The sequence below is a fragment of the Ignatzschineria sp. RMDPL8A genome (assembly GCF_029815055.1).
Lineage (GTDB): Bacteria > Pseudomonadota > Gammaproteobacteria > Cardiobacteriales > Wohlfahrtiimonadaceae > CALZBJ01.
Genome location: NZ_JAPPWA010000002.1, coordinates 217,944 through 235,659 on the forward strand (window position 1 = coordinate 217,944; position 17,716 = coordinate 235,659).

The window sequence follows — 17,716 nt, forward strand, 5'->3', positions numbered from 1 at the left end:
CGGTATAAATAATGAATTTGATTATAGACCAGTCGGTATAAAAAGTCGATCCATTTGATTTTATAGGCAAATATCGTCATGATGAGCGGTCAGCCTAATGGTTAACCTGTTGAATTAATAGCGATTTTTGGATTAATTATTTATAAGCATTTAATTAGACGATCAATCAGGCAATCCATACAACGACCTATAAAACGAAAAAGGAGCGAATTATGTCAGTTGCGGTGATCTATACGCGGGCGCAAAATGCCCTCAATGCCCCGAGTGTGCGGGCAGAGGTTCATATTAGTAATGGGCTACCGGCGTTTGCGATTGTGGGCATGCCGGAAACGGCGGTGAAAGAGAGTAAAGATCGGGTACGTGCGGCGATTATTAACTCTGGTTTTGAGTTCCCGAATCGTAAAATCACCGTCAATTTATCGCCGGCAGATCTACCCAAAGAGGGCGGCCGTTACGATCTTCCCATTGCGCTTGGAGTTTTGTCAGCATCGGGGCAACTCGATACGTCGCGCCTTAAGGAGACCGATGTGGTCGGGGAACTTGCATTAACCGGCGAGTTACGGCCGATTGCAGGATTATTACCGACGGCGATTCAATCGATGCAGTTATCGCGCGCACTGATTTTGCCCTATCAGGAATCCGATGAGGTGAGTTTTTTAGAATACGATGCCTTTTTTACCGCCGAAACTTTGCGGGATGTGGTGCATTATCTCAATGATCAAGAGGGAAATGTGACGCTGATGCCCCCGAAAGAATTTACCAAAGAGCGGGTGATGGAGTGGCGTGATTTTGCCGAAGTCCGCGGGCAACATTTTGCCAAAAGGGCGCTCGAAATTGCCGCGGCAGGCGGTCATAACATCTTATTAATGGGGCCACCCGGGACGGGAAAAACTATGCTCGCGTCCCGTTTTGCCGGTATTTTACCGGAGATGAATCGAGAGGAAGCGGTGGAAAGCGCGATGATTGCTTCCATCAGCCGGCAAGGTTTTAATGCTGAAGATTACGGCGTTCGTCCCTTTAGAGCGCCGCATCATACCGCCTCATCGGTTGCGCTCGTTGGGGGCGGTTCGCATCCAAAACCCGGTGAGATTTCGCTCGCTCATAATGGGATTCTCTTTTTAGATGAATTTCCGGAATTTAATCGCAGTGTGCTTGAGGTGCTGCGTGAGCCGCTTGAATCGGGGAGCATTCATATCTCTCGGGCGATGTCGCAGGTGGAATATCCCGCCCGATTTCAGCTAATTGCCGCCATGAATCCCTGTCCCTGTGGGTATTACGGGGATAAAGAGGAGGCGTGCAGCTGCTCTGAATTTGCGGTGCGCCGTTATCGCAGTAAAATTTCGGGCCCGCTCCTTGATCGAATTGATCTGCATGTGGAAGTGCCACGAATCGATACCGATGATTTACAAAGCGGTGAAACCGGGGAATCAACGGAGGCGATTAAAGCACGCGTCGATGCGGCGCGTTCCCTTCAATTAGCGCGTCGAGGGAAAGCCAATGCCCATCTTGAGGTTTCTGAGATCGATGATGATTGTGCCCTTGGGGAGAATGAGTGGGCCTTATTGGAGCGTGCGCAACAGCGCCTGAATCTCTCCCCGCGGAGTTTTCATCGGATTTTACGAGTTGCCCGCACCATTGCCGATCTTGCCGGCGAACCGAAAATATCCGCGCCGCATCTAACAGAAAGTCTCGCGTTTCGCGCACTCGATCGGGGCTAATTTTTAATAATGTAGACAATTTGATAGCATAGACCTTTTTTGATGGCTCGGTAACTGGTTAAATTGCCGAGTAAAAATGGAATTTTAGATCAAGGAGAGAGCATTATGCAGGAGCAATTGCGCGATCAGGCACTCGGGATTCGTACCGCAGGATTAAGGGAATGGCATCGTCTGGAGAAGCATTATCATCGTTACGAGGCAACGCCTTATGAGGCGCTTGATCAGCTCTTTAAACGTTATCGCTTAAAGCCCGATGTGCAGATCGTCGATTTTGGTGCCGGTCGTGGGCGCGTGTCATTTTATATTCATTCGCGTTTTAATGTGCCGGTGCGGGGGATTGAGGTGAATGAAACGACGCTCGATGAGGCCTACGTCAATCTCGATAGTTATCGTTATACCTTTAAAAAGCGCTGGCAAGAAGGGCATGAAAAGGCGCCGCTTCGCTTTGAGTATGGGGAGGCGGAGAGTACCGATGTGAGTGAAAACGATAATTGCTTTTACTTTTTTAATCCCTTTTCACTGACGATTTTTAAAGAGGTGATTAAGAATATACGGCGCTCCAAGCAGAGCCATCCTCGGGCGATTGATCTTGTGATCTACTACCCGCTTCCGGAGATTAAACAGTATCTTACGCGGAAAACCCCGTTTCGCATCGCCAAAAAAATCCCTGCATATGATGGGCACGGGAAATATGGTAAATTTGTGATATTCCGTTATCTTCCCGAAGCACTCGAGGTGCCCGATGTCGTCCATACCAAACTTGACCCAAAAGCCGATCAAAAAGCCGACCCAAAAACCGCTCGATCTGCTTAATGATTTGCACCATAAAGAGGGAGCCGCAACCCCGATCCGTTGTGATTGGTGTACGAACGATCCGCGCTATATTCGTTATCACGATGAGGAGTGGGGGCGACCTGAACACGATGAGGCATGTCTCTTTGAGCTCTTTATTTTAGAGACGCAACAAGCAGGACTCTCGTGGTGGACGGTGCTGCAAAAGCGGGAAGCGTATTGGCAGGCGTTTCGCGGGTTTGATCCGCATTTTTTAGCCGGTGCTGATGAAGCAATTTTAAATGAGTGGCTCAGTAATCCCGAGCTTATTCGTCACCGTAAAAAGCTTGAAGCGGTGATTCACAATGCGCGCTGTTATCTCAGTGAGTTTCCCATTCAAGACTCTACCGGGGTAAAAGGTGAGGTTGGAAAAAGTGGCTTTCATGATTATTTTTGGGGCTTTGTAGATGGAACGCCGATCGATACGCCGTGGAAATCGATCGATGCCGTGCCGGCAACTACACCGCTTTCAGACACCATTAGTCGCGATCTTAAACGGCGCGGATTTAAATTTATCGGGAGCATTACCATCTACGCCTATTTGCAAGCGATCGGGGTGGTGAACGATCATCTTGAGTCTTGTATAATACGGGAGTTGTGACCGTTTTTGAGTTAAAAACCACTTGTCGAGCCTTTCTTTCTTTATCTTTGAGCCTTAAATTATGACCGCCCCTATTAATAATAGTAATGACGCTTTTTATCCCATTAAATTTCGTAAATCGGGCATGCTCGAGACGCTTCCGACGCTTGCGGTGAACGTGAAAGAGGTGCATAAAAAAGAGGAGTGCAATCATTTTTTATGGGATGGCGAGATGCTTAAATGGGTGGATCTTGAGGCGGGGAATTTAGAGATCGATTTTCTCTCAGCGAAATTAAAATGGCGGTATGAGCGCATTAATCGGGCGCAAGAACCGTTACTGCGTGCGCTCGATTGGCGTAGTGAAACCCCGCAAACGCTCTTTGATTTAACCGCCGGACTCGGGCGCGATTCTCTGATGCTCCTTCATGCGGGCTTTACCGTGACGATGTTTGAGCGTGATCCGGTATTGCAAGTGTTACTCAGTGAAGCGGTAAAACGTTTCCAAGCGGAAAAACCTGTTGATGCAAGTCGACTTACCTTTATCGCTGAAGATGCGGGCGCGTATTTAACGCGTTTAATCGCGGAAAATGTGAACGGTGATTTAAATAGCGAGGCATCCGTGCCAGACCTTATCTATATGGACCCGATGTATCCCGAGAGAGAGAAATCGGCACTCGTAAAAAAAGAGCTCCGCATCATTCGCAATCGAGTTGGCGCGGATCATGACAGTGAGATCTTACTGGAAAAAGCGTTGCAGACGGGGGCAAAACGCGTGGTAGTAAAACGGCCAAGTCATGCACCATTTGTGGGCGAAAAATCCCCGCATCACAGCGTAGAATCGCCCAATACGCGCTTTGATGTCTATATGAATCACGGCTAAAAAGGGCAGACGGGTTAAGAAATTTATCAATAATGATCGATCATGTTTGATAACTATTATCATTTGCATTATCATAGCCAATAACAATCACAAATGAGAATCATTATAAAAGGAGCACGAATAATGCAAAAGTTCATGACCAAACTCGGTGTAGCACTTGCGGGCGCACTTTTCATGGGTAGCGCGAGCGCGGTGACCTTTACCGACGTTGCTGGACGCGAAGTGACGATTCCTGATGATAAAAAAATTGAGAACATTCTTCTTGGCGAAGGGCGCTTCTTGCATGCGGTGGCTCTTTTAGAAGGGGATAAACCATTTGCGCGTATCGCAGGCTGGCAGGGCGATTTCAAAAAACTCGACCCACAAAGCTACGAGGTCTATAAAGCGAAATTCCCGGAGATTGATACCATTCCGCTAATTGGTAACTCAACGCCCGAGAGCGTGAGTTCTGAAAAAGCGCTCACCATCAATCCTGACGTGGTGATTTTCGGTGTATCGGGGCACGGGCCTGATATTGAGAGCGGCTTAGTTAAATATTTTGAAAAGATGAGCGTTCCGGTAGTCTTTATCGATTTCCGTTCACATCCGCTTGAAAATACCGTTCCCAGCATTCGCGCGCTCGGAAAAGCCATCCAGCGTGAAGCAGAAGCGGAAAAATATATCGAGTTTTACGAAAGTGAGCTCAAAAAAGTGACTGATATCACTAGCAAAATTCCTGAAGATCAAAAAACCTCGGTATTTATCGAGCTTAAAGCGGGTACGAGCGATGATTGCTGCTCAACCGCAGGTAACGGGAATATGGGCGACTTTGTTGATTTAGCGGGCGGGAATAATATCTCTAAACCGCTTCTTCCGGCAGCGCTTGGTAAAATCAACCTTGAGAAATTGATCGTTGCAGACCCCGATGTCTATATTGCGAGCGGTTCAATTTTACCGAATAAAGGTTTAAGCGGTGTTCCTTTTGGTATGACAACGACGAAAGACGAGGCGCGTAGCGGCCTTGAAAGCGTTTTAAATCGTAATGGGATCTCAACCCTTAGCGCGATCAAAAACAAACGCGTCTACGGCTTATGGCACACCTATTACAACTCGCCTTACAACATTATCGCGATCCAAAATATGGCGAAATGGTTCTATCCGGACGAGTTTAAAGATTTAGATCCAAACGAGACACAACAACGTCTCTATGATCAATTCCTTCCTGTGGATCTTGAAGGGACCTTTTGGATTGAGTTGGAGTCTAAATAAGGGCTATGCAGGCAGCTGAACCATCGAAAAACGTGAGCGGATATAGCGACTTTTATCAAAGCGTGCTCCGCAAGCGATTCTTACTTATGGGAGCGGTGATTCTGTGTATCATCGCTTCTTTGATTTTTGACTTTACCTTAGGTCCCTCGGGAATTACGGTAAAGGAGTTCTTGACGGCCGTCTTTAACCCCAGTGCTGTGGATGCGAAAACGCAGGTCATTGTGTGGGATTTACGTCTTTCGAAAGCGTTGATGGCGATCGTCGTTGGCTTCGCGCTCGGTTTAGCCGGGGCTGAAATGCAGACGGTGCTCAATAATCCGCTTGCAAGTCCCTTTACCTTAGGGGTTTCATCGGCCGCCTCCTTTGGGGCAGCGCTTGCAATCGTGCTTGGCATTGGCTTTGCGGGGATTCCATCACAATGGTTTGTTTCGGCAAATGCGTTTATCTTTGCGCTGATGTCCGCGCTTTTACTCGACCTTGTCGCGCGCGTCACTCGGGCGATGACCTCGGGAATTGTGCTCTTCGGAATTGCGCTCGTCTTTACTTTTAACGCGCTCGTATCCTTAATGCAATTTATTGCAACGGAAGATACGCTCCAAGGATTAGTCTTCTGGACGATGGGAAATCTCATGCGCGCTGAGTGGCCGCAATTGGGGATTTTAACGCTGTTAGTGGTCTTAATTTTCCCATGGTCGATGAGTAATAGTTGGAAATTAACAGCTTTTAGACTTGGTGAAGATCGTGCATTAAGTTTCGGGATCAATATCCGCAAACTTCGCCTTAGCACCTTAATCCGCATCAGTATTTTGGCGTCAGTATCGGTGGCTTTCGTGGGTCCAATCAGTTTTATTGGATTAGTGGCGCCGCATATTTCACGCTTTTTATTTGGGGAAGATCACCGTTTTTATCTCCCCGGAAGCGCGCTCATTGGCGCATTGATTTTATCGCTCGCCTCGATCGCTTCCAAAAACATTCTCCACGGCGTTGTGATTCCGGTGGGAATCGTTACCTCGCTCGTGGGCGTACCATTTTTCTTAACCATCGTTTTACGTAATAGGGGGCGCATATGAGTCATATGTCGATCACCAATCTTTCAGTGGGCTATCTTAAAAAATGCATTATCGATAATCTTAATATCGATCGGATTCCGCGCGGAAAAGTTACCGTGTTACTCGGGCCAAATGGATGCGGAAAATCGACGCTGATGCGCGGGCTTGCGGGCTTAGGGAATGCTAAGGGCAAACTCTATCTCGATGAAGAAGATATTATGAGCATGCCGTTAAGTCAGCGGGCAGAAAAAGTGGTTTATCTGCCGCAATCGATTCCATCGGGGATTCATCTTCATGTGTTTGAGTCAGTAATTGTGGCCGCTAGAGCGACGGGAAATGCTGAGTACGCAACGGAAGAGCGCGTGATGAAAACTCTTGAACGCCTTGGCATTGAGCATCTCGCATTTGCCTATTTAGATGAGCTTTCAGGCGGGCAAAAACAGCTCGTTGGCCTTGCGCAATCGCTCATTCGTAAGCCGGATCTTCTCTTATTAGATGAGCCGTTAAGTGCGCTTGACTTAAATTATCAATATCATGTGATGGATCTGGTGAAAAAAGCGACGCAAAAGCGCAATATCATCACCATTGTGGTGGTGCACGATATTAATATTGCCCTGCGTCACGCCGATCACGTCATCATGATGAAAGCCGGAAAACATGTGGCAAGTGGCGCGCCGTGCGAGGTGATTACACCCTGTAATTTGGCGGAAGTTTATGGTATAAAGGGAAGAGTTGAATGCTGCTCTTCGGGCTATTCCCAAGTGATTATTGATGGCGTCTTGCCGAAACACTCCTGTGAAATGCTCAAAACGGGCAGCTGATTTCGTTTAGATCATTTAATCTGTGAGTGAGATGTCGCTATGAGTGGAAAAAAACCGAGAATTTCGGCGTGGGGCGTGAATAATCCCATCGCGCGGAAATGGAGTATTGCGGAGATCGTACGGGAATTTGAAGATACGATTAAAGCACTTTGGGGCATGGGTCCTGCGGTCAGTATTTTCGGCTCAGCGCGATTAGCGCCCGATTCTCGCTATTATGAGATGACGGTCAAGATTGCAAAACGCCTCTCTGAAGCGGGCTACATGATTATTTCAGGCGGCGGTCCTGGCATTATGGAAGCGGCGAATAAAGGTGGGCAAGAGGGCGGTACACCAACGATCGGCTTAAATATTAAGCTCCCTCACGAACAGGTGCCAAACCCTTATCAAGATATCGAAATTCACTACAATCATTTCTTTTCGCGCAAATCGACCTTTATCGAATGTTCGGAAGCGTTTATTTGTATGCCCGGTGGATTTGGGACGCTTGATGAATTAACGGAAGTGTTAACTCTCATTCAGACGCAGAAAAAACCAGCCATGCCGATCATTTTAGTGGATCGTAAATTTTGGGCACCGATGGTGGAATGGTTTGAAAAATCACTCCTTCGCGAAGGCACCATTGCCGAAGAAGATCTCTCCTTATTTCACATTGTCGATACCTATGATGAGGTGATCGAATGCTTCTTTAAACTATGTGGTGAAAAGATCGGTTGCACACCGGGACAAGACCCCGCATAATAGAGGCATAGATGTAACAAAACATTCAATCCATGGAGTGCGGTGAATGTAATGAAGCTTAATTGAATCGAATTAACATCTTAAGTAAAGCTCCACTAAAAGCCCCTTTAGGTCAAACGATCTAAAGGGGTTTTATTTGCTCGGAATTTAGAAGTGGTACACTTGAGGAGTGGCCTTAATTACAGGCATAAAAAAACCCTTTAGAAACATTTCTAAAGGGTCTTCAATATCAATATAACTCAATTGGATGATGAGTTATGGCAGTACAAATTACTCAGCTTTGTGAAGAATTTGCTCAACCATTAAACGAATATCATCTTCGTCTACGTGGAAGTTAGGCGCCATAGGGATATCACCCCAAACACCTGCACCACCGTTTTGTACTTTATGTACGAGGTAGTCTTCCGCATCTTCGTCATCTTTGTATTTTTCGTATACGTCGTCGTAGCTAGGACCGATAATTCCAACTTCCTGTCTGTGACACGCGAAACATCCTGATTCAGTTGCGAGTTCTGGGTCTACTTGAGCGTTTGCAGAAGTCATTAAACCTGCAACAAGCATACCAGCAACGAATAATTTTCTCATGATTTCAACTCCTTAATGATAAATATAGTTTAACTACGATCATGAACGGTTATCATACCACCTATTATAGCGTATTGTTAGCCAAAGGCGCATTTTTTAGGACTTTTTCTTAGCGGGTCTTTCCCAGTCAGAAATGCGCTTCGCTTCGATCTTATTGAGGGCAAGTGCATGATCGGCAACATCTTTCGCAACCACCGTTCCAGCTGCAACCGTCGCATCAACGCCAATTGAAACCGGTGCCACAAGCGATGAGTTTGAACCGATAAAAGCGCCATTATTGATGGTGGTTTTAAATTTATTCACGCCGTCGTAATTACAGGTAATCACGCCTGCGCCCACATTCACATGCTCGCCAATTTCTGCATCGCCAAGATAGGTTAAATGGCTCGCTTTACTGCCGTGGCCAAGGTGCGTGTTTTTTGTTTCCACAAAGTTTCCAATGCGGGTTTCATCCATAAATTGGCTCTTTTCACGAATGCGCGCAAATGGCCCAACGCTCGCATTTTTTCCAACGCTCGCGCCGATCATCACCGTATAGGGTTTAATCTCGGTATTATCGCCAATCACCACATCGGTTAAAACGCATCCGGTGCCGATATGGACATTTTTTCCAAGGACAATATGCCCTTCAAGCACCACATTCGCTTCAATGTGGCAATCAAACCCATTTTGCACAGTGCCTTTAATCGTAAGTGTTTCCGGCTTATCGAGGGTAATGCCATTCCGCATCAATTCTTTCGCTTTTTCACGTTGATAGTAGGCTTCAAGTTCGGCAAGCTGAATGCGATCGTTCACCCCGCGAATGCGTTCAGGATCTTCAGAAATGGTCTCAATATTAATCGATTCATCTACCGCAATGCCGGCAATATCAGTGAGGTAATACTCATTTTGCTGATTTTGATTGGTGAGTTTCGGTAGCGCGTTATAGAGAAAGGTAAAGGTGGTAGCAAAGATTCCGGTATTGATCTCGCAAATCGCCTTTTCCGTTGCGTTCGCATCTTTCTCTTCGATAATGGAGATCATATGATCGTTATGATCGCGAATAATACGCCCGTAGCCAAAGGGATTTTCCATCGTTGCGGTGAGCCACGCAAGGTCTGTCGATTCAAGCTTACCCACAAGCTCGGTGAGTGTATTGGGATTGATGAGCGGCGTATCGCCATAAAGTACTAGCACATTGCTCTCCGGCACGCAGTAAGGCAGGGCGTAACGCATGGCATCCCCGGTTCCTTCAAAGGTTTTTTGCTCCGCCCACGTGATATCATCGGCGTCACTAAAGGCCTCTTTCAGCGCCTCTCCGCGATGACCAAACACCACCACCAATTTGGTAGGATTGAGCGTTCGCGCGCTTTGAAGCACATGCTCAAGCATCGGTTTTCCACCAATTTTATGAAGCGGTTTAGGCAGTTCAGATTTCATGCGTGACCCAAGACCCGCGGCCAAGATAACAATTGATAGCGGTTTCATAAGACTCCTATTGTCTCTCTATTTCATTGATTATGCCCCGTAAGCGGTGGCGATTTTTAATTATTTTTTCAGTATAGCGAATTTTCAAGGATTAGCGGAAATAAATGCCCAGTTGCCTTGAGTTTAGCCGAATTTTGAATATAAAAGAGCCATTTTAATTTGATTTTCGCGGGCTATTGTCTAGCACTATATTTGCGTGTGGAGAGATAGGCCAAAAATGAGCCCAACGTCACCATAATCGCGCCGAGCCAAAAATTCATTGTCGGGGTAACTTCAAGCCAAATGCTCGAAAAGAGAATGGAGAGAAGCGGGGTAAAGTACGAGAGCGTCGCAAGCACAATCATATTGCCATGTTGAATGCCATATTCCCAAAACGAATAGGAGCTCCCGATAATAACGCCGGCAACGATCATCTCAATATAAGGACGCGGGGTATCCGGAAAAATAAGCATCTCATCGCCGATTAAAAATTTAAGCCAAAGCGCAAGGGCAACGCCCCCAAAGAAGAGTGGAACGCCATTTTGACCATCGCCATAGCGCTTGGAAATATTGCAATAAATCCCCCATAAGATCGCGGCAATAAAGACAAGGGTATAGGGTACTGGATTTTCAGCGATATTGGCGGCAAAGCCTTTTACATCAAAGCCAGAATCGCCCATCAGCGCCCAAAGAACGCCAAAAAACGCAAGACCAATGCCGGGAATGGCGATCCAGGAGAGGCGCACCTGATTGATCCAGAGGGAAAAGAGCACAATGAGCGTCGGCCAGAGATAGTTAATTAACGAGATCTCGAGCGATTGATAGCGATCTTTCGCAAGGCCGACGGAGAGTGATAAAAAGACCTCATAACCGATAAAGAGTAGCGCGCCCCAGAGGAGATAGCGCTTTGGAAAGCGGCTAATTTTAGGAATGCCTTGCGTTGCCATCAAAATCAGCGAGGCGACGCTATAGATCATTGCAGCGCCTAAAGAGACGCCGAAACTCTCGGTCACCGAGCGAATGAGCGCGGTAAATGCGCCCCAAATAATGATGGCACTGATGCCTAAAATGGTTGCTTTCATCGTGGAATTCTCAAGTCTCAAAGTTACAGGCAGTTACAGGCAGTGACAGATTAAGCGTCAGAGTCGGCCTTATGGGGCTTTGGGAGCAGCGCTTTAATCAATTTCACAATGGCATTGATGCGCAGCTCCGGATTTTCAAGCGGCACTTTATAACGCAATAGTTCTTGCCCTTGGAGTTGATACAGGTGCGGCTCTTTTTGAATCAGCTCAATGAGGCGCTCGGCATCAAGATGCGGATTATCGCCAAAGATGATGCGAATCCCCTCTTTCGAGGCTTCAATTTTGCTCACATTTAACGGACGCGCGAGAAGTTTTAGCTCCGTTAAGCGCACCAGGAATTTGGTCTCTTCCGGCAGTAGGCCAAAGCGGTCGATCATCTCAATATGGATATTATCGATCTCCTCTTGATTCGCGGCGCTCGCAAGGCGTTTATAAAATGAGAGACGCACGGATACATCGCCAATATAGAGCTCATTAATCAGTGCCGGCACGCCAATACTGATCTCGGTAGTGGGATTAAAAGGCTCTTCAAGATTGAGTTTTTGTCCCGATTTCACCATTTTAACTGCTCGTGATAACAGATCCATATAGAGGGAAAACCCGATGGAATGAATCTCGCCACTTTGTTGATCGCCAAGGAGTTCGCCTGCACCGCGAATCTCAAGGTCATGATTGGCGAGCATAAAGCCTGCACCCAAAGTATCGGTACTCATAATGGCCTCGATCCGTTTTTTCGCATCGCTCGTCATCTCTTTGGCAGGCGGCACAATGAGATAACAGAACGCACGGTGATGCGAGCGCCCAACCCGTCCGCGAATTTGGTGCAGCTGTGCAAGGCCAAGGTGATCGGCGCGATTGATAATGATGGTATTGGCGTTCGGAATATCGATTCCCGACTCAATAATGGTGGTACAGAGCAACATATTGACGCGGTGACTGTGGAAATCGAGCATCACTTTTTCAAGCTCCGTTTCTCGCATCTGCCCGTGCGCCACTGCAATGGTGATATCGGGGAAGAGCGCTTCCAATCGTTCGCGCACACTCTCAATGGTTCGCACTTCATTATGGAGAAAATAGACCTGTCCCCCCCGTTTAAATTCACGGTGGCACGCTTCGAGCACAAGCTCATCGCTCCACTCATTTAAAAAGGTTTTAATGGCGATCCGATTTTCCGGCGGCGTTGCAATAATCGATAACGATTTAAGCCCCGAAAGCCCCATATTGAGCGTCCGAGGAATGGGCGTTGCCGTCATCGCTAGGAAGTTCACCTCCGCACGCATCGATTTGAGTTTCTCTTTCTGTTTCACGCCAAAGCGGTGCTCTTCATCGATAATCACAAGGCCAAGATTGTTAAATTTCACATCATCGGAGAGCAGTTTATGGGTGCCGACAATGATATCGAGCTCGCCTTTTTCGGCAGCGGCTAAAATCTCGCGGGTCTCTTTGGTTTTACGAAAGCGTGAGAGCGCGGCAATTTTCACTGGAAGATCGGCAAAACGATCTTGGAACGACTCCCCATGTTGCTCCGCAAGGAGGGTTGTTGGGGCAAGGAGCGCGACTTGATAGCCATTCATCACCGCTACAAAGGCCGCTCGCATCGCCACTTCCGTCTTCCCAAAGCCCACATCGCCGCAAATAATGCGATCCATTTTGCCCTCTTTAAGATCTTCAATAATCTCATCGATGGCGCGCTGCTGGTCGGGGGTGGTCTCATAGGGGAAACTCTCAGAAAAGGCGCGATATTCCTCTTCAGGAAAGCTCATGCCTTTTGCCGGTTGCGCCTCTCGTTTGGCGTAAAGATCGAGGAGCTCTGCGGCGGTATCATTGGCCTTTTCCGCGGCTTTACGTTTGGCTTTATCCCACTGATCCGAGCCGAGTTTATGCCACGGCGCTTTTGTTTTATCGGTGCCGGAATAGGCGGCTAGTAGATCAAGGGAGGTGATGGGGAGATAGAGCTTGGCATTATCTTGATAACGAATCACCACAAGCTCAGTATTATCAATGGTTGCGAGCCCATCGTAGCGCCCAATTCCGTGGGTGAGATGAATCACCGGATCGCCTGGTTTAAGCTCATCGAGACTGGTGAGCATATTCTCAATATTGGCCACTTTCTCTTTAGAGCGATAACGGCTGCGGGTAATCCCTAAAAATTCATCTTCAGTAATGAGCGTAAGCGGCGGCGTCTCAAGGCGAAAACCATGGCGGAGCGTTCCCGTCACTATCGCAAGGGGCGTTGGCGCGTCAAATACAGCATTGATTGAGGGAAAAACTGTGGGCGTGATCGATTCATTTTCAAGCCGGCCGATCAAGGTCTCACGGCGCCCGGAAGTTTCGGTACAGATCACAAGCGGAAACGATTCATCCATCTGCGCTTTAAGGTGATCGAGGGTGATGCTCGGGTAGATCGGCGCATTAAATTCAAGGGATACCTGCGGGTAGTCGCCAATCGTGCCTGAGAGGGCGCTTAAGGTTAAAAAGAGGCGCGATGGCGGCAGGAGCGGGCGCGTCATATCGTGGCGATAGCGCTCATAGCGTTCATCAATCAGCTTTTGAAAGCGAAGTCCCTCGGTCTCTAAATTAGGGAAGGTGATGAGCGTTGTTTTTGGGGGAAGATAATCAAAAAAGGTGGAGGTATCTTGGAAAAAGAGCGGAAAATAGCTCTCAATTCCGGAAGGGAGATTCCCCTTAATAATCTCTTTATAGATTAAGGAACGCTCGGGATTATCGCCAAATGCTGCTTCAAATTTTTCCTTAAATCGCGCGATCGCTTCCGAGCTTGTATCAAATTCCCGCGCCGGCAGTAAGGAGAAAATCTCAAGCTTTTCATCGGTGTGCTGGGTATCGGGATCGAAGGTGTAGATCGAGTCGATTTCATCGTCAAAAAAGTCGATCCGAATCGGGGTGTGATAGCCCATCGGATAGAGATCAAAAATCGCCCCGCGAACGGCAAATTCTCCCGGCGAGATTACGTTGTTAACCGCAAGATAGCCCGCCTTTTCGAGATTTTGACGAAACGCCTCAATGTCCATCCGGCTTCCCGTTTCAAGAAGGAGGACATTGGCGGCCAAAAAGTGTGTCGGTGCCACCCGTTGCATCAAGGTGGGAACGGTAATAATCGTGAGTGGAATCTGCCCCGATTTAATCTTCGATAAGATCGCAAGCCGGCGGGAAATAATATCAACCTGCGGTGAAAACGGGTCATAGGGCAGCGTTTCCGTATCGGGGAAAATCTCAGCCTCGCCCCCGAAAAATTGGCAATCATCGCGAAGCTCTTCCGCCTCTTTCATACTGCGAACGATCACCACCAGATTTTGGTCGCTATTTTTCGCCGATTTTGTGAGCGCAAGCGCAAAGTGAGAGGCATTTTCAAGCGCCCAATGAGCGGTACGTTTTTGCGTTGGAATGGGGCGCGATTTAAAGCTGATTTTTTTCATAATACTCGATTATTGTCGCTTTTTCGGTAATTGAACGATGACGCTGTGGGAGATCATGTCATGCCAGGTCATCTGCGTTGGGGTGATAAGCGCCCAAAAGTAGCCAAGCCCGAGAAAAAGAAAACTCACAATGGCGCTCAGTGCGCGAATTAAGGCTTGAATTAAAGTGATTTTTTGCCCATTACGGCTCTGGATAGAGAGTCGCCAGGCTCGCATGCCAAGGGTTTGCCCATCACGGAGCCAGAAAAAGAGGAAAAACCCCACGGCAACGATGAAGCACGAGCTCATCATTGGCGCATAAAGCGCGTGTCCCGGCTCAATGGCCAGCCCTTCATTAAACCCAATCACCCAGATGGCACCAACCACTAAAAAGAGCGAAATCACCGCCATTAAATCATATAAAAGTGCGCCTAAACGGCGTGGCAACGTGGCGATGGGGTAGAGTGAATCCGATTGTGTCATACAGCGTAGTGTCCTTTTAACAGGTCAAAAAGTAAAGTTGATCGAGCGCATCGGGTAAGCGATGGGGCGCGGATAAAGTGTGCTTAAGGGAAAGACTGCTCAAAAATGACTCTATTTTATCATGAATTTAGCCTCAATCGGCGCGGAAATTGCTTTTCCATTGGCACAGCCTTTCATTGAATGCGAAAATAGGCCAGAAGGGCAGAATGAGGCGCGATAATCGGTGAGAATTTGGCACCGTTTTTTCGGCTTAGATCATTGTTTTAGTCCACTAACTTGGTACACTGTATCCATTATTTTAAAGGAGAAAGCATGGGAATCGGAATCATCGGTTTAGGGATCGTCGCCCTCTATTCGATCGTTGTCTATAACCAATTAATTCGTCGGAAGATGCTGATTGAAGAGGCGTACGCGGGGATCGATGTGCAGTTGCAATTGCGCTATGATCTGGTGCCGATGCTCGTTGAGGTTGTGAAAGCGACGCGTCTGCATGAGTCGAGCACGTTAAAAGAGGTGATTGAACTTCGCAGTCGCGGGATGTCGGGGACGCTCTCGGTGGAGGCACTCGGGAAAAATGAGGTGGCGCTTTCCCGTGCGCTTGCACGCCTGATGGTCAATGTAGAGAATTATCCTGAATTACGCGCCAATCAAAACTTTTCAGAATTGCAAACCCAGCTAGTGGATATTGAAGATCTGCTCGGTGAAGCACGCCGTTATTACAATGCCACGGTGCGTTATTTTAATATCTACAAACAGCAATTTCCCAATGTGTTAATTGCAAACCTCTTTCGCTTTAGTGATGGGACCTATTTTGCCGTCAGTGAAGATAATGCGCGCAAATCACCGGGGGTATCACTCTCATGATAAAACCGTTACGGCTCGGAGTGGCGTTGATTCTTTTTGCACTGATTCAGATCATCAGCCCGCTTTATGCAGAGACCATTTTAAACTACGACACAACGTTAACGCTCGATCAATCCGGGGAGCTTTATGGGCAAGAGCGCATTTTAATGACGGTGGAGCACAATCAAGTGCGCCTTGGAATCTATCGGGAATATCCGGAGCGGTTTTTTGCCCTTGGTAAATCTTATAAATCGCCGTATGAAATTATTGCTGTGACCCGGGATGGTAAGCCCGAGCCTTTTTGGACGGAGCGACGCGATGGTGTATTAAAATTGTTTACTGGCGCTCGCGACAATCGGCCGGAGAATTATCTCCCAAAAGGGAAGGCGGAATATCAAATTACTTGGCGCTCTAAGCAACATGTTCGCCGTTTTAGTCAATTTGATGAGCTCTATTATAATGCGACCGGCAATGAGTGGAGTTTCCCCATTGAGTCGGCAACGGTGACGGTGAACCTGCCGGAAGCGGTACAAATTAAGCAGAGCGCGAGCTATATTGGGCGCTCGGGGAGTCGTGAATCGGGAGAGCTAACGGAGATTAATCCTCAAACCATTCAAGCTGCTTCAACGCGTCCCTTAAGAGCTCGAGAAGGACTCACCATCGCGGTGGGATTCACGCCCAAAATTATTAAAAATGTGGGCTATAAAGCGAGCTTAGCGGATGAACAGCAAAATGCGATACTCGAGCGGCTTCCGGGGTTTTTCCCAGTCTATGCGCTTCCCCATCTATTGGCGCTTATCTGCATGCTGATGATCTACGTTTGGGCATGGTTTCGTTATGGGAAACGGCACAGTCTTGGCGTTGTCAAACCTGAATTTAAGCAACCTGATTCTTTGGTGGTCGGTAAAGCGGCAGCGGCTTATTTTGGCTATGAATTTGATGCAAAACGGGTGATTAGCGCAACCTTTGTGGAGCTTGCGGCGATGGGGCTTGTGGAGCTTGATATGGAGAGTATCAGTCTTACGAAAATGGGTGAAAAGGCGCATCACACAAAGATTTCTGATCCGGAATTAATGACGTTTTTCAGAGCGTTTTGGGCATTTGATCAAAAAACGGGGCGCTTTGCACATAAAAAACTGGCTTTAAACAAGCTCCCGGGAACCTGTGTGAGCGCGACAAGCAAGTATATTGCGGCGTTACGGCGCGACGGGGTGAAGCAGTATGAGAAAACCATTTGGCCGATCTTTCTGGGGCTTGGATTTGGGGCGTTAGCGCTCTTTATCTACCCTTCACCGCATGTTGGAAAAGTCGCGACGGTAGTGTTACTGATGGTATCGATCATGTATGTGCCCCTTTTGAATGCGATGATCAGCAACTTTAAAGAGAAAGAGTACAGCGCGGTGATCTTTTTGGGCGTGTTTGCAGCGATTTTAACGGTGGGGTTTGTCTCTAAAATGCCCTATTCTATGGCAGGAATGGCGCCGGATATTGGCATGTATGGCTTTACCTTAACGGGGATTCCGCTTGTGATTTTGCCGGTGATTACTACCCATTTACTGCGCCGCCCGAAAGAGAGTACCGTGCCGATGTTGCGCTATTTGGAAGGGGTAAAACTCTATATCAATATCGCCGATAAAGAGCGCTATCAAGTGATGACCCCAGAGGTGTTTGAGAAACATCTTCCCTATGCGATTTTATTTGAGCTTGATGGAAAATGGTTCGCGGAATTTAGAAAAAATTATCAATATTATCGTCCTGAATGGTTTAAGGGTCAGGAATTTAGTGCGCTCAGTATGGGCATGGCAACCGGTGCATTGAGCCGAGGCATATCGAGCCGAGCATCCTCAGGCTCTTCTGGAAGAGGCAGCGGGCGAAGTTCTGGAGGCGGCTTTGGCAGTAGCTCCGGAAGTCGCGGTGGCGGAAGCTCGGGCGGCGGTTCCGGTGGTGGCGGCGGAGGTGGCCGTTAAAAGGTCATTAGACAATCTATAATTCATACGAT

Annotated in this window: 15 protein-coding genes; 10 read left to right on the forward strand and 5 right to left on the reverse strand. The window is 47.7% G+C overall.

What is annotated here, in order from left to right:
• Window positions 1-212: 212 nt before the first annotated feature.
• From OXI21_RS02500 to OXI21_RS02535, 8 genes are all read left to right on the forward strand, one after another.
• Complete coding sequence (locus OXI21_RS02500) at window positions 213-1,718, forward strand: YifB family Mg chelatase-like AAA ATPase (RefSeq protein ID WP_279617984.1); 1,506 nt, start codon at window positions 213-215, stop codon at window positions 1,716-1,718.
• 105 nt (window positions 1,719-1,823) lie between these two features.
• Window positions 1,824-2,531 (forward strand): hypothetical protein, encoded by a 708-nt coding sequence (locus tag OXI21_RS02505; protein WP_279617985.1) that lies wholly within the window; start codon window positions 1,824-1,826, stop codon window positions 2,529-2,531.
• Window positions 2,461-3,150 carry a DNA-3-methyladenine glycosylase I gene (locus tag OXI21_RS02510; protein WP_279617986.1) on the forward strand — a complete coding sequence of 230 codons (690 nt, stop codon included), beginning with the start codon at window positions 2,461-2,463 and terminating at the stop codon, window positions 3,148-3,150. The genes OXI21_RS02505 and OXI21_RS02510 overlap by 71 nt, the downstream gene beginning before the upstream one ends.
• Window positions 3,151-3,211: 61 nt before the next feature.
• Window positions 3,212-4,009: a class I SAM-dependent methyltransferase gene (locus tag OXI21_RS02515; RefSeq protein WP_279617987.1), complete on the forward strand. Its 798-nt coding sequence runs from the start codon at window positions 3,212-3,214 to the stop codon at window positions 4,007-4,009.
• Window positions 4,010-4,132: 123 nt separating this feature from the next.
• Window positions 4,133-5,257: an ABC transporter substrate-binding protein gene (locus tag OXI21_RS02520; protein ID WP_279617988.1), complete on the forward strand. Its 1,125-nt coding sequence runs from the start codon at window positions 4,133-4,135 to the stop codon at window positions 5,255-5,257.
• Window positions 5,258-5,262: 5 nt separating this feature from the next.
• Window positions 5,263-6,327: an iron ABC transporter permease gene (locus OXI21_RS02525; protein WP_279617989.1), complete on the forward strand. Its 1,065-nt coding sequence runs from the start codon at window positions 5,263-5,265 to the stop codon at window positions 6,325-6,327.
• Window positions 6,324-7,127: an ABC transporter ATP-binding protein gene (locus tag OXI21_RS02530; protein WP_279617990.1), complete on the forward strand. Its 804-nt coding sequence runs from the start codon at window positions 6,324-6,326 to the stop codon at window positions 7,125-7,127. The genes OXI21_RS02525 and OXI21_RS02530 overlap by 4 nt, the downstream gene beginning before the upstream one ends.
• A gap of 39 nt (window positions 7,128-7,166) precedes the next feature.
• Entirely contained in the window at window positions 7,167-7,865 is a 699-nt protein-coding gene (locus tag OXI21_RS02535; protein ID WP_279617991.1) for a TIGR00730 family Rossman fold protein, read from the forward strand.
• 270 nt (window positions 7,866-8,135) lie between these two features.
• Here OXI21_RS02535 and OXI21_RS02540 read toward each other — a convergent pair whose 3' ends face one another.
• The 5 genes from OXI21_RS02540 to OXI21_RS02560 all read right to left on the reverse strand — a co-directional run bounded on the left by OXI21_RS02540 (window position 8,136) and on the right by OXI21_RS02560 (window position 14,874).
• Window positions 8,136-8,450, reverse strand: a complete 315-nt coding sequence (locus OXI21_RS02540; protein ID WP_279617992.1) for a c-type cytochrome — start codon at window positions 8,448-8,450, stop codon at window positions 8,136-8,138.
• Between the two features lie 96 nt (window positions 8,451-8,546).
• Window positions 8,547-9,917, reverse strand: coding sequence for a bifunctional UDP-N-acetylglucosamine diphosphorylase/glucosamine-1-phosphate N-acetyltransferase GlmU (gene glmU / locus OXI21_RS02545; RefSeq protein ID WP_279617993.1), 1,371 nt, complete (start codon window positions 9,915-9,917; stop codon window positions 8,547-8,549).
• A gap of 173 nt (window positions 9,918-10,090) precedes the next feature.
• Window positions 10,091-10,978: an aromatic amino acid DMT transporter YddG gene (gene yddG / locus OXI21_RS02550; RefSeq protein ID WP_279617994.1), complete on the reverse strand. Its 888-nt coding sequence runs from the start codon at window positions 10,976-10,978 to the stop codon at window positions 10,091-10,093.
• A 50-nt stretch (window positions 10,979-11,028) separates the two neighbouring features.
• Window positions 11,029-14,412 carry a transcription-repair coupling factor gene (mfd, locus tag OXI21_RS02555; protein WP_279617995.1) on the reverse strand — a complete coding sequence of 1,128 codons (3,384 nt, stop codon included), beginning with the start codon at window positions 14,410-14,412 and terminating at the stop codon, window positions 11,029-11,031.
• Between the two features lie 9 nt (window positions 14,413-14,421).
• Entirely contained in the window at window positions 14,422-14,874 is a 453-nt protein-coding gene (locus OXI21_RS02560; RefSeq protein WP_279617996.1) for an RDD family protein, read from the reverse strand.
• A 312-nt stretch (window positions 14,875-15,186) separates the two neighbouring features.
• Here OXI21_RS02560 and OXI21_RS02565 point away from each other — a divergent pair, with 312 nt between their 5' ends.
• Together OXI21_RS02565 and OXI21_RS02570 are read left to right on the forward strand one after the other, a co-directional pair.
• Window positions 15,187-15,738: a LemA family protein gene (locus tag OXI21_RS02565; protein ID WP_279617997.1), complete on the forward strand. Its 552-nt coding sequence runs from the start codon at window positions 15,187-15,189 to the stop codon at window positions 15,736-15,738.
• A complete protein-coding gene (locus OXI21_RS02570) occupies window positions 15,735-17,684 on the forward strand; it encodes a DUF2207 domain-containing protein (protein WP_279617998.1) in 1,950 nt (649 codons plus the stop codon). Before OXI21_RS02565 ends, OXI21_RS02570 begins: the two co-directional genes overlap by 4 nt.
• Window positions 17,685-17,716 lie beyond the last annotated feature (32 nt).